Genomic DNA, 13,368 nt, shown 5'->3' on the forward strand with positions numbered 1-13,368 from the left:
CCTTGCGGGAGCGTTCTTTCTTGAATCTGGAGCGGGAAACGAGACTCGAACTCGCGACCTCAACCTTGGCAAGGTTGCGCTCTACCAACTGAGCTATTCCCGCAGATTCCGTTCGACCTGCGTCGAAGGAGCGCTATTGTGTCGAGATTGCAGCAATGCGTCAACAGAAATCTTGTCGGCGATTCCCGTTTTCCGTTCAGGTTCGGATGAGCGGAAAGCCTGGCAATCCAGGGCCGGCACGACATAAAAAAAGAGAGGCCAGAGGCCTCTCTTTCAGAATCTGGAGCGGGAAACGAGACTCGAACTCGCGACCTCAACCTTGGCAAGGTTGCGCTCTACCAACTGAGCTATTCCCGCTTGGGAGGCGAAATTCTACCCATTCTGGAAGGGGCGTCAAGGCCTTTTTTCAACCGCGCGCATCCAGCAACCAGCGCGCTTCGCACCCGGATGGGCATCCGGTCTGCCGCGGGTCAACCGTTGCCCAGCTTCTTCTGTCGTGAGCGCTCGCGTGCGGCACGCTCGTCCTCGCGCAGGCTCGGCCAGGCCGCGTGCAGATACTGCAGGCCGGACCACAGCGTCAGCACCGCCGCGATGGCCAGCGTCCAGTCACCGATGTGGAAGATCGGCCAGCCCATCCAGATGTCCTCGACCGCCACGCTGGGCGCCACGGAGTACAGCAGGCACAGCAGCGCGACCATCTGCGCCGTTGTCTTCACCTTGCCGATCATCGCCACCCGCACTTTGGCACGCTGGCCAAGCTCGGCCATCCATTCGCGCAATGCCGAGACCGCGATTTCGCGGCCAACGATGACGGCGGCCCAGAACGCCATCCACGGCGTCGGATGCCCCTGCACGATCAGGAACAGCGCCACCGCCACCATCAACTTGTCCGCCACCGGGTCGAGAAAGGCGCCGAACGCCGATTCCAACTGATAGCGGCGGGCGATCCAGCCATCGAGCCAATCGGTGATCGCGGCCAAGCCGAAGATCGCCGCCGAAGCGAAGTTGGTCCAGGTGTAGGGCAGGTAGAACACCAGCACCAGCACCGGGATCATCACGATCCGCAACAGCGTCAGCCAGGTGGGCAGGGTCAACTTCATGCTTGCGCGCTTCTCTCTCTAATCGGCCGCATCGGGCGTGGCCAACCCGTGCAGGTTAGCGTAGATACGGGCCGCGAGGGCATCATTGATGCCTTCCACCTTGGCGATCTCCGCTTCACCGGCTGCCTTCAGGCCGACCAGCCCACCGAAATGCTTCAGCAGGCTGGCGCGACGACGCGGGCCGATGCCCGGAATGTCTTCCAGCCGGCTGGTCATGCGCGCCTTCTGCCGGCGGCCGCGGTGACCGGTGATGGCGAAGCGGTGCGCCTCGTCGCGCACCTGCTGGATGAACTGCAGAGCGGGGTTGGCGGCACCGGGGCGCAGCTCGCGGCCGTCGGGCATGACCAGCGCCTCATGACCGGCGCGGCGCTCCACGCCCTTGGCCACGCCCACCAGCAATACGCCCTCCACGCCCAGGTCGGCCAGCGCAGCCTGCGCCTGCGCCAGCTGGCCGGCGCCACCGTCGATCAGCAGCACGTCGGGCAGTACGCCCTGCTCTTCCACGGCACGGCGGAAGCGACGATCGATGGCCTGACGCATGGCGGCATAGTCGTCGCCCGGCTCGATGCCGCTGATGTTGTAGCGGCGATATTGGGCACGCACCGGACCGGCCGCATCGAAAACCACGCAGGACGCCACGGTCGCCTCACCCAGCGTGTGGCTGATGTCGAAGCACTCCACGCGCTTGACCGGCTCGGCCAGGCCCAGCATCTCGCGCAGGGCTTCGCTGCGTACGTGTTGCGCGTTGCGGCTGTTGAGCTCGGTGGCCAGCGTCAGCTGCGCGTTGCGGCTGGCCAGCTCCACATAACCGGCGCGCTCGCCACGCACGCTCCACTTCAGCTGCACCTTGCGCTCGGCCGAAGCAGACAGCGCGGCCATCAGCAGATCGGCATCCGGAATCTCGCGATCCAGCAGGATCTCGCGCGGTGGCTCGAACTCGATGTAGTACTGGGAGACGAACGCCGCCAGCACTTCCTGCGGGCTGTCCTCGCCATTGGTGCGGGGGAAGAACGGGCGGGTGCCCAGGTTGCGCCCATCGCGGAATGCCAGCAGCAGCACGCAGGCCTGCGATCCCTGCATGGCCACGGCCAGCACGTCCAGGTCGGCGGCGCGGCCATCGACGTACTGGCGGGTCTGCATGCTGCGCAGCGACGAAATCAGATCACGCAGGCGCGCGGCCTGCTCGAACTCCAGCGCTTCACTGGCGGCCTGCATCTGCTCACCCAGTTCACGGGTCAGCTCATCGCTCTTGCCTTCCAGGAACAGCGCCGCGCGGCGCACCGACTCGGCATACTCGCCTGCCGGCACCAGCTCGACGCACGGGGCACTGCAGCGGCCGATCTGGTACTGCAGGCACGGCCGGGAGCGGTTGCGGAACACGCTGTCCTCACAGCTGCGCAACTTGAACAGCTTGTGCATCAGGTTCAGCGTCTCGCGCACCGCGGTGACACCCGGATACGGCCCGAAATAGCGGCCGGGGATCGCACGCGGCCCCCGGTGCAGGGCGATGCGCGGCCATTCCTCGCGGGTCAGCAGCACGTGCGGGTAGGTCTTGTCGTCGCGCAGGGAGACGTTGTAGCGCGGTGCCAGCGACTTGATCAGCTGGTTTTCCAGCAGCAGCGCCTCGGCCTCCGAGCGCGTGACAGTCACATCCATCCGCGTGATCTGCGAGATCATCGACATGATCCGCGCGTTCTTCGGGCTGCCATTGAAATAGCTGCCCACCCGGTTGCGAAGCGCGCGTGCCTTGCCGACGTACAGCAGGGTGTCGTCGGCGGCGTACATGCGGTACACCCCGGGGGCGGTACTGAGTTGGGCCGCGAAGGCCTTGCCGTCGAAGGCCGGGACGGGAACGTCGGTCATTCGCTGATCGGTACTTCGCTGAGTACGCCACTGTCCGGGTCGAAACGCAGCACGGCGTGCGCGTCGGTCTCGGCGATCCACACCGCGCCCGCGCCCACGGCCAGGCCGGCCGGGCCATGCAGGCGCCGTGGCAACGGTTGCGTGGTCAGTTCGCCGCCGCCCAGGCGCAGCGTGCGCAGGCGACCGTTGCCGGTATCGGCAATCCACAGCAGCGGTGCGCCCGGACTCAACGCAATCGCCTGCGGGAACTGCAGGCTGGCCTGGGCACGCGGGCCGTCGGCTTCGCCGAAGCGCCATGTGCCCTGCCCGAGCAGCGTCTGCACCAGATCCCCACGCAGCTGCAGCGCGCGGATCGAAGACCCCAGCGCATCGGCCACGTACAGGACCTGTTGTACTACGGCAAGCGCGGTGGGTTGCGCGAAGGCAGCCAGATGCCCACTGCCGTCACGCTCGTCGATCGCGCCACTGCCTGCGCGCCATTGCAGGCTGCGCTGGCCGAGGTGGTAGCTCCAGATCCGGTTGTCACCCGCCATGGCGATATGCAGCTGGTTGTCGGCGATGGCGAGGCCGACCGGATGATCCAGCGGCACCTGTCGCGGCTGGGCGACAGGCCCTTCCACCGGCGCGCCCGGGCGTCCATTGCCGCACAGGGTGTCGACCAGACCGGTCAACAGGTTGATCCGGCGGATGGCGTGGTTGCCGGTGTCGGCGACGTACAGGGCGTCGCGCTCGAGCACCAGTGCCTGCGGCCTGTGGAAGGCGGCCTCGGCCAGATTGCCATCCATGAAATCCGCGGTCCCCAGCCCGAACTGACGAAGCACGCGGCCGCCGTGGCTGCATTCGAGAATGCGGTGATGGCCGCTATCAGCGATGTACAGGCGCTCGGTGCTGACCGCCAGGCCCAGCGGAAAGCGCAACGCATGCCGCGGCTCGGGGTGCAGCTCGTTGCCACCGCGCGGCGGGGCCGAGGGTGCACCCTCGCACAGTGCGTTCAGCGCGCGCTCGAGCTCGCCGGCAGCGCCCTGCCCGACCAGCCGCTGCCGCTCGCGTCCCTGCGCGTCGAGAAGGATCAGGGTCGGCCACGCGGTGACACCGAAACGGCGCCAGCCGTCCCAATCCGCATCCAGCAGTACCGGGGCGGTCAGGCCCTGGCGGCGCAGCAGTTTCAACGCGGCATCGGCGTCGCGCTCGAAGTCGAAGCGCGGCACCTGCAGCACCAGCGGCTGCAGCTTGCCCGGATGGCGCGACAGCCATTGGCCGAACTCGGCCAGGCGTTGTGCGCTCCAGGCAGAGGCAGCGTTGACGAACAGCAGCGCGACCGGCCGGCCGCGCAGTTCCGCCAGGGTGCAGGGGGTGGCGTTGAGCCAGGTGGCGAACTCGGGCAGGTCCGGGACAGGCTGGGCGTTCATGCCCTGATTATGCCGGAGTCGACGTCATGCAACAGTCGTGCCACCGCACGTTCTGCCGCTTGGTCAACCAGGGCCCAGACCTGCTCGAAATGATCGCTGCCACCGGTATACGGATCCGGAATGGCGGCCGCGCCCTGCCCGCCTGACCATGGCAGGTACAGGGCCAGGCGCTGGCGCTCCTGCGCGGTGGCCAGCCGCCCGGCATCACGCAGGTTGGCCTCATCGGCGCAGAGAATCCAGTCGAAGCGCTGGAAGTCATCGGCGCGCAGCTGGCGGGCACGCAGCCCGCTGATGTCAACGCCATGGCCGGCTGCGCAGGCGATCGCCCGCCGGTCCGGCGGCTCGCCCACATGCCAGTCGCCGGTGCCGGCCGAATCGACCTGCACACGGCCGGCCAATGGGGATGCCTCCAGGCGCGCGCGCAATGCCCCCTCGGCCATCGGCGAGCGGCAGATGTTGCCCAGGCAGACGACCAGCAGCTTCATTGCGGGGTCATGGCCCGCAGCACCGCCTCGGCCCGCTCCAGGTCCTCCGGGGTGTCGATGCCAGGCGGAAACGCTTCAGGCGAGATGGCGACGCTGATCGGGAAGCCGGCTTCCAGCACGCGCAGCTGCTCCAGCGCTTCGATCTGCTCCAGCCGGCCCGGCGGCATCGCCGCGACCTGCTGCAGGAAGCCGGCGCGATAACCGTAGATGCCGATGTGACGAAGCCACTGGTGGCCTTCAGGCAGGGCCTCGCGACTGCGTGCGAAACCGTCCCGGTGCCAGGCGATCGGGGCGCGGCTGAAGTACAGCGCCTCGTTGCGCACATTGCGCACCAGCTTGACCACGTTCGGATCGAACAAGGTCTCGGCGTCCTCAACCGTCGTAGCCAGGGTCGACATCGGCGCCGCGCCATCGACCAGCGCCTCGGCCACGGCGCGGATGCCGGCCGCCGGCGCGAACGGCTCATCGCCCTGCAGGTTCACCACCACGGTGTCGTCGTCCCAGCCGGCGATGCGCGCGCACTCGGCCAGGCGATCCGTGCCGGATGCATGCGATGCGGCGGTCATCGCCACCTTCACTTCGCCCAGGCCGGCCAGTGCGTCGGCGATCCGCTGATCGTCGGTGGCCACCCATACCTCGCGAGCGCCAGCCAACAACGCACGGCGCGCCACGTGCAGCACCAGCGGCTCGCCGCCGAGCAGGCGCAGTGGCTTGCCCGGCAGCCGCGAGGCGGCATAGCGGGCGGGGATGGCAACGACGAATTCAGTCATGCGGGCGGTACTCGGCAGGCTCGTTACAACGGGAATGTGGCCAGCGGCGCCTGATTGCAAGCGTCGCCCGGCCCCTCAGTTCGGTCGCAGCTTGTCCAGGCGATCGGTCAGCGCCACCCAGAACGCGGCAGGCAGTTCAGCGCGCAACGGCACGGCGTAATGCCAGTCATTGCCGAACGCGCGGCACTTCACGGCGTCCTTCTCGGTCATCAACACCGGCAGCTGGCTGCCAAAGGACAGTTCCTGCGGCTGGTAGGCATGGTGATCGGCGAAGGCATGCGGCACCACGCCGATGCCACGCGCGCGCAGCATGTCGAAGAAGCGCTGTGGATGGGCGATGCCCGCCACGGCATGCACGCGCTGGCCCTTGAAATAGCCCAGCGGGCGCGCACGCCCCCCCGCGAGAGGCTGTGCGGTGTCGATATGCAGGGCCATCGGCCATTGACCGAATCCGCAGGCCTGCGCCGCGCCGTCCTCATCCGTCTGGCCCAGGTTGACCACGCGGAAATCGCACTCGGCAGCGCGGCTGACCGGCTCGCGCAACGGGCCGGCCGGGATCATCCGGCCGTTGCCGTAGCGGCGCTGCGCATCCACCACTTCGATTTCGATGTCACGCGCCAGCCGGTAGTGCTGCAGGCCGTCGTCGCAGACGATCACATCGCAACCGGCCTCGATCAGCGCACGGCCCGCCGCCACCCGATCGCGATCGACGCGCACCGGCACGCCGGTCTTCCAGGCAATCAGCACCGGCTCATCGCCGCCGGTTGCAACCGGCGTATCGGCCTTTACCCACTGCGCCTTGTCGGCGTTCTCGCGGCCATAACCACGGCTCGCCACGCCTGGCGTCCAGCCGGCCGCGCGCAGCCGCTCGACCAGGGCGATGGTCAACGGCGTCTTGCCGGTGCCGCCAGCGGTGATGTTGCCGACCACGATGACCGGCACCGGCAACGTGTGGCGCTTGCGCCAACCGCGCTGGTACAGGCGTCGCCGCAGCGCGGTGACGCCGGCATACAGCGGGGCCAGCAGGCGCATGGGCCATGGAACCGAACTGCCGTCATACCAGTACGGCGGGGTCTGGGTACCCTTGCCTGCCATCAGTCCTGCCTTTCGCGGAACTGCATGCTGTGCAGGTGCTGGTACAGGCCACCCATGGCAAGCAGCTCATGATGGGTGCCACGTTCGACGATGCGGCCGTGATCCATCACCAGCACCTGGTCGGCGTGTTCGATGGTGGACAGGCGGTGGGCGATCACCAGCGTTGTGCGCTCCGGCATCAGTCGCTGCAGCGCGTCCTGCACCAGCCGTTCGGATTCATTGTCCAGCGCCGCGGTGGCTTCATCCAGGATCAGGATCGGCGCATCACGCAGGATCGCGCGGGCGATCGCCAGGCGCTGGCGCTGGCCACCGGACAGCAGCGCACCGTTCTCGCCCACCGGCGTCTGCAGCTGCTGTGGCATGCGTGCGATGAACTCCCAGGCGTTGGCCGCTTCGGCCGCGGCACGGATCTGCTCGTCGGTCGCATCCATGCCATAGGCGATGTTGGCAGCGATGGTGTCGTCGAACAGCATGACCTTCTGCCCGACGATCGCCACCTGCCGGCGCAGGTCAGCCAGCGGATAGTCATCCAGGGGTACGCCGTCCAGCCGGATGACGCCGCCATTGGGTTCGTAGAACCGTGGCACCAGCCGGATCAGGCTGGTCTTGCCGCTGCCGGAACGACCAACGATGGCGGTGACCGTTCCGGGCCTGGCAACGAAACTGATGTCATCCAGGGCGATGCCGCTGTCTTCGCGATAACGCAGCATCACGTGCTCGAACGACAGTTCACCGCGTACGCGCTGCACGACATGCGTGCCGTCGTCGCGCTCGACCGGCATGTCGATGATGCCGAACAGGCGCTCGGCCGCCGCGACGCCACGCGAGATCGAGGTCTGCACGCTGGTCAGGCGCCGCAGCGAAGGGATGATCGCCATCATCGAGGTCATCAGGCCCATGAACTGGCCCGCATTGAGCTTGCCGGCCAGTGCTTCGCGGGTGGACACCCAGACGATCACCGCCAGGGCCAGCGCAGCGAGGAACTGGACCACGCTGGACGCGGCGGCACGCGTCACTTCGACTTTCATGTTCAGCGCGAGCATGCGGTTGGCCAGGCGCGAGTAACGGGCGATCTCATGCGCCTGCGTGCCATGCACCTTCACTTCCTGCTGCGCGGCGAGCGACTGTTCCGCCGTCTGCGCCATCGTGCCCATGCCGTCCTGGATGCCGCGGCTGATGCGGCGGTAGCGCTTGCCGACATAGGACACGATGCCGCCGATCAGCGGCACCACCAGCAGCATCGCCAGGGTCACCTTCACGCTCATCTGCAGCATCACCACCAGCATGGCGATGATGGTCAGGGTGTCGGCGACCACGGTCTTCAGTGCGTCGGCGCTGGCCTGGGTGACCTGCTCGGTGTCGAAGTTGAGGCGGCTGACCATCACCGGCGTCGCCTCGTTGTCGAAGTGCGAAGACGGCAGGTGCAGGTACTTCTGCAGAACCTGCTCGCGCAGGTCGCGGACCACGCTGCGCCCGGTCTTGGCCAGCGTGTAGTCGCTGACCCAGGTGGCCAGGCTGCGCATCAGGAACAGGCCCAGGATGGTCAGCGGCAGGATCACCGCCATGCGCGGCTCCGGGTTGACGAAGCCCCGGTTGACCAGCGGCTCCATCAGCTTGGTGAAGTGATAGCCGGCCAGTGCCTCGACCACCATCGCGATGACCGCGGCCACCATGAACACCCAATAGGCCCGTGTATAGCCCAGCAGGCGTTTGTAGATCGGCCACACCGGCGCGTGTTTGGAACTCATGGACGCACCTCTGGCGCAGTGGCGATTGCAATACGGCGGAAACCGAGCTGACCGAGCGCATCCTGCGCGGTCACGACGGCCTGGTAGGGAGTACGCGCATCGGCACGCAGCAGCACGGTCTGTTCGCGATCACTGCCCGCTACAGCGGCAATGGTCTGCTTGACCGACTCGACATCGCTGCGCAGCACTTCCTGGTCATTGATGAAATAGCGGCCGTCGGCGTTGATCAGCACGCTCAACGAACGCGGCGGTTCGTCGGTGTGCTGCTGGCTGGCGGTGGGCAGCTGCACCTGCAGCGTCGAACGTGCATCGAAGGTGGTGGTGACCACGAAGAAGATGATCAGCACCAGGATGACATCGATCAGCGGTACCAGATCGATATGCGGCTCATCCTGGGATCGGTCGTTGCCGATACGCATCGATCAGGCCTTCGCCGGGGCGGGCGCAGCGGCACGTGCAGCCGATGCCGGTGCGGGCGCCATCACGCCGGGACGGCCATCGAGCGTATCCAGCAACGCGCTGGCTTCCTGTTCCATCTCCACCACGTAGCCGTGGATCCGGCCCTTGAAATAGCGATGGAACATCAGCGCAGGAATCGCCACGATCATGCCGGTAGCCGTGCAGACCAGGGCCTTGCCGATGCCACCGGCCAACTGGTTCACATCGCCCACGCCGTGGTCGAGGATGCCCAGGAACATCTGGATCATGCCGATCACCGTGCCGAGCAGGCCCAGCAGCGGGCCGGCCGAGGCAACGGTGCCGAGCGCGTTGAGGAACCGCTCCATGCGGTGTACCAGGTGGCGGCCGGTGTCCTCGATGCGCTCGCGGATCTGGTCGCGCGGACGATTGCGTGCTTCCAGCGCGGCGGCCAGCAGCGCTCCCAGTGGCGAGTTGGCACGCAGCGTCTGCAGATGGGCAGGGTCGAGCTTGCCGCGCGCAGCCCAGTTGCGCACTTCCTGGCCCAGCCCCGGTGGCAGCACTTCAGCGCGCCGCAGGGACCAGAAGCGCTCCAGGACGATTGCCAAAGCCAGTACGCCCAACAGCAGCAGCGGCACCATCGGCCAGCCACCGGCCTTGACCAGTTCCCACACGTTTCAACCCTCCGGCCCAGCGGCCGCCTGTTCGATCGGCGATAGGATAGCAGCCGACCGCGCCCGCCCAGCGGCATCCCACCACCGGGCCGCGTGGATGCGCTGTTCACGCAGCTGCAGGCCTTGTGCGCCAAGCCATATGCGGATCGCGCCGGATTCGGCCGTAGCCAGCACTTCGGCGCCCACGGCGCGCCAGCGCTGCACCACGTCACGTTTCGGGTGGCCAAAACGGTTCCGGTGCCCGGCCGAGACCACGGCCAGCCGGGGAGCCACCGCTGCCACCCAGGCCGGATCCGAACTGCCCCCGCTGCCATGATGCGGCACCAGGACCACGTCCGCGCGCAGCTCGCCGGGCGCCCGCCCCACCAGGCGCCGTTCGGTCGCCGCGCCGATGTCGCCGGCCAGCAGGATCACGCCATGTGCACTGGCGATGCGCAGCACGCAGCTGTCCTCGTTGCCGGCCGTCGGCACGTCGGGCCCGGGATGCAGCACCTCGAAGTCCACCCCGTCCCACCGCCAGCGAACGCCGCGATGGCAGCTGCCGGCACCGTCGAGGCTGCTGCCTGGGGGTGCCAGCAGCTCCAGGTGCGGCAGCTGCCGCCGCAGCCGCGGCAGTGCGCCGGTGTGATCCAGATGGTCATGACTGAGCACTACGCGACCAGGCGGCACCTGACCCAGCGCACGAACGGCCGGCAGCAGGACCCGTTCGTCGCCATCGCCACCGATCGCAGGGCCGACGTCGTACCACAATGCATGCCGTGCCGTGCGCACCAGCACCGCCGTGCCCTGCCCGACATCATGTACCAGCAGCTGCACCTCCCCGGCAGCCGGTATGTCACGTGACGGCCATGACAGCGGCAGGCACAGCAGCGCGCCGGCCAGCACGCCGCCGGCCCCGCGCGGCAGCAACCACCAGAACAGGCCCGCCAAGGCCGCTGGCACGGTCCACGCCGGAGCCTCGGCCAGCCACCACATCGCCTGCGGGTGGTCTGCCAGCGGCTGCAGGGCCTGCCAGCTGAGGTCGAACAGCCAGGACGCTGCGCGCCAGGGCCATCGTCCCGCCCCGCTGTACAGGGCATCCAGAGCGGTGCCAAGCAGTGCCAGTGGCACCACCAGCAGGCTCCACCACGGGATGACCGGCAGATTGACCAGAGGCCCCAGGCGCGCGGCGCCTCCGAACAGGGCCACGCACAGCGGCAGGAGGCCGAGACTGGCCACCCCCTGGGCCGCGAAGAAGGCCTGCAGGCGGCTCCCCACACTGTCGGCGCTTGCCGTCGGCAGGCACCACAGCAGCCAGAGCACGCCACCGAAGCTGAGCCAGAAGCCGGCCGACAGCACGGACAGTGGTGCTGGCAACAGCAGCACCAGGGCCGCCAGTGACACGGCCTGGACCACGTCGGGAGGTCGCCGCCCCCCGCGTGCCAGGGCGATCAGCCCGATCATCAACGCCGTGCGTACGGTCGGCAGTTCCGCGCCGGCCACCAGGGCATAGCCGGCCGCTGCCAGCGCGGCGGAACACGCGGCGGCCTGCGGACGCGGCCAATGACGGGCCAGCGACGGCAACAGCCACCACACTGCGGTGCACAGCAGTGCCGCGCAGCCACCCACCAGGCCCACGTGGAAGCCCGAGATGGCGATCAGGTGGGTCAGCCCCAGCGCACGCAACTGATTCCAATCGGTGTCGGACAGCCATCGGGTATCGCCCAGCGCGAGCGCGCGGATGAAGCGCGATGCGGGGCCGGGAACCTGCATTGCAATCGCATCGCTGCTGCCCTCGCGCCAGGCCAGCAGCCCGTCCGGCGCCTGCAGTTCACGCGCACTGCCCGCTGCACGCACCGTGCCGTGACCGGCAATGCCCGCCAGCACGGCATGACGTTCGGCGTCGAAGCCGCCAGGATTGATCCGCGAGCGTGGCGCCCGTAGCCGCAACGGCAACCGCCACTGCGCCCCCGCACGGACCTGATGACGGCCCCCACCCTCAACGCGCGTGCGGGTTCCGGGCCATGGATCGCTCCAGGTGATCTGCAGGCGCTTGCCCGCCAGTGCGGGATGCCCCGGTGCATCGCCGACCTGCAGGACGAAACGGGTATGGCCGCCCGCCCTTACCGGCAGATCGACGACGCGCCCGCTGACCACGGCATCGCGGACCGGCATGGCCGGCGGCAGTTGCTGCTGCAGCGTCCATTGACCATGCAGGGCCGCCCACGCTGCGCCGAACAGCAGCGCGGCAACCGCGCGGCCGCGCCACGGCAGCGCCCACCCCAGGCCGGCCACGGTGCTCGCCAGCGCGCAGCTCCAGAGCGGTGGCAACGCGGGCAGCAGCACGCACGCCAGGGCGCCGCTGACGAACGCGGCAGTGCAGACCCCGCCAATGGGAGCGGGCAACGGAGTATCGGCGGCCATCGCATCAGCCTGCCGCGTGCTGCCCCTGTCCTCCTATCAGGCAACGACCCGCGCAGCGGTCAGCGCCGCACGCTGCCGCGATGGAAATTGACCCGGAAGCTGGCGCCGCCGCCGACGGCTTCACCCACACTGACCGAGCCACCGTGATGCTGGACGATCTCCTTGACCAGGTGCAGGCCCAACCCGCTGCCACTGCCCGCCGCACGCAGTCGATGGAAGGGCTCGAAGATCGCCTCGCGGTCGCCGACCGGCACGCCCGCGCCCTGGTCGCTGACTTCCAGCAGACCGGTCCGGTCGAGACGTACGCAGATCGTGCCACGCCCGCCGCCATGGACGATGGCGTTGTGCACCAGATTGGCGATGACCCGCCCCAGCGCCAGGCTGTCGCCGTGGATCCACACCGGCGTCTCTGGTGCGTCCACCTCGAAACCGTAGCCAGCGCCCACCACCAACGGAGCCAGTTCGGCCGCCGCTTCGCGCACCACCAGGGCCAGATCCAACCGTTGCATCGCACTGGTGTTGCGATCCAGCCGCTGCAGATCCAGCAGGTGCTCGGCCACGTTGCCCAGGCGCGCAATGTCGGTCAGCAACTGCGATTTCAACTCGCCCTGCGGCAGCTGCGACAAGCGCGCCTGCACCACGGCAATCGGCACGCGCAGCTCATGCGCGGCATCAGCAAGAAACTTGTCACGCGCCGCATAGCCCTGCTGCACCTTGTCGATGGCATCGTTGAACGCCTCCACCAGCGGTGCTACCTCGGTCGAGACCAGCTGCGCGTCCAGCCGCGCGCCCGGCTGGCCGATGTCCAGTTCCTTGGCCTGCTGCGCGGAGCGTCGGACACCTCGCATCGCGCGGTGGATCACGGTCGGCATCACCAGCAGGGTGACCACGATCAGCGGCAGGAAGAACCACAGGCCAATCAGGCGCAGCACCATCAGCGCGCCATCCAGCAGGCCGCCCTTCGGTGCGCCCCCCACCATCACCGTGATGCGACGCCCGTCCTCGTTGCGGATCATCACCCGCGCCACGTCCAGATAGGGCGGCACCAGTGAACCCAGTTCGGTGGCACCCAGCGTCGGCAGCCGCGCCAGCAGCGGCGCATGGATCGCCGGTACCTTGCCACGCTCGAGCCAGGCTCCCCGGTCATCGACGGCGGCGAACCAGAGGTTGCCACCGGCGCGCGCATCCAGCTTCTGCCAGCGTGCCTCGTCCAGCGCCAGGCCCCCATCCTGGCTGTGCACGGCCTTGGCCACCGCCTCGGCGGTGAACATGTCCATGCCCCAGGAATCCTTGTCACCCCAGGTGAGGATCAGTGCGACCACGGCGAACAGCACGGTGAACGCCTGCGCCAGGAACAACCGCCAGGCCAGGCCGAGGGTGATCGATCGGATCGGTCGCGCCATG

General features: G+C 68.3%; 11 protein-coding genes and 2 tRNA genes. All 13 read right to left on the reverse strand.

Features of this window, described 5'->3' with window-relative positions; translation table 11 throughout:
• Positions 1-27 precede the first annotated feature (27 nt).
• Positions 28-103: transfer RNA gene (locus N7367_RS03945), tRNA-Gly, on the reverse strand.
• Between the two features lie 178 nt (positions 104-281).
• Positions 282-357 (reverse strand) — tRNA-Gly (locus tag N7367_RS03950).
• Between the two features lie 113 nt (positions 358-470).
• On the reverse strand, positions 471-1,100 hold the full coding sequence (pgsA, locus tag N7367_RS03955; protein ID WP_053519958.1) for a CDP-diacylglycerol--glycerol-3-phosphate 3-phosphatidyltransferase: 630 nt from the start codon (positions 1,098-1,100) through the stop codon (positions 471-473).
• 18 nt (positions 1,101-1,118) lie between these two features.
• Positions 1,119-2,963, reverse strand: coding sequence for an excinuclease ABC subunit UvrC (uvrC, locus tag N7367_RS03960; protein ID WP_128990399.1), 1,845 nt, complete (start codon positions 2,961-2,963; stop codon positions 1,119-1,121).
• Entirely contained in the window at positions 2,960-4,372 is a 1,413-nt protein-coding gene (locus N7367_RS03965; RefSeq protein ID WP_279941777.1) for a hypothetical protein, read from the reverse strand. Before N7367_RS03965 ends, uvrC begins: the two co-directional genes overlap by 4 nt.
• Entirely contained in the window at positions 4,369-4,857 is a 489-nt protein-coding gene (locus tag N7367_RS03970; RefSeq protein WP_111186051.1) for a low molecular weight protein-tyrosine-phosphatase, read from the reverse strand. Before N7367_RS03970 ends, N7367_RS03965 begins: the two co-directional genes overlap by 4 nt.
• Positions 4,854-5,627, reverse strand: a complete 774-nt coding sequence (gene kdsB / locus N7367_RS03975) for a 3-deoxy-manno-octulosonate cytidylyltransferase (protein WP_053519962.1) — start codon at positions 5,625-5,627, stop codon at positions 4,854-4,856. The genes N7367_RS03970 and kdsB overlap by 4 nt, the downstream gene beginning before the upstream one ends.
• 75 nt (positions 5,628-5,702) lie before the next feature.
• Entirely contained in the window at positions 5,703-6,722 is a 1,020-nt protein-coding gene (gene lpxK, locus N7367_RS03980) for a tetraacyldisaccharide 4'-kinase (RefSeq protein WP_053519963.1), read from the reverse strand.
• On the reverse strand, positions 6,722-8,470 hold the full coding sequence (gene msbA, locus N7367_RS03985; RefSeq protein ID WP_053519964.1) for a lipid A export permease/ATP-binding protein MsbA: 1,749 nt from the start codon (positions 8,468-8,470) through the stop codon (positions 6,722-6,724). The genes lpxK and msbA overlap by 1 nt, the downstream gene beginning before the upstream one ends.
• Positions 8,467-8,889, reverse strand: a complete 423-nt coding sequence (locus N7367_RS03990; RefSeq protein WP_065181236.1) for a biopolymer transporter ExbD — start codon at positions 8,887-8,889, stop codon at positions 8,467-8,469. The genes msbA and N7367_RS03990 overlap by 4 nt, the downstream gene beginning before the upstream one ends.
• 3 nt (positions 8,890-8,892) lie before the next feature.
• Positions 8,893-9,561, reverse strand: a complete 669-nt coding sequence (locus tag N7367_RS03995) for a MotA/TolQ/ExbB proton channel family protein (protein WP_279941778.1) — start codon at positions 9,559-9,561, stop codon at positions 8,893-8,895.
• A 3-nt stretch (positions 9,562-9,564) separates the two neighbouring features.
• The gene (locus tag N7367_RS04000; protein WP_279941779.1) at positions 9,565-11,964 is read right to left on the reverse strand and encodes a DNA internalization-related competence protein ComEC/Rec2; all 2,400 of its coding nucleotides are present in this window, start codon (positions 11,962-11,964) and stop codon (positions 9,565-9,567) included.
• Between the two features lie 59 nt (positions 11,965-12,023).
• The gene (locus N7367_RS04005) at positions 12,024-13,367 is read right to left on the reverse strand and encodes a HAMP domain-containing sensor histidine kinase (RefSeq protein ID WP_053519968.1); all 1,344 of its coding nucleotides are present in this window, start codon (positions 13,365-13,367) and stop codon (positions 12,024-12,026) included.
• Position 13,368: the final 1 nt, after the last annotated feature.

This window comes from Stenotrophomonas sp. GD04145, from assembly GCF_029835135.1.
Lineage (GTDB): Bacteria > Pseudomonadota > Gammaproteobacteria > Xanthomonadales > Xanthomonadaceae > Stenotrophomonas > Stenotrophomonas maltophilia_P.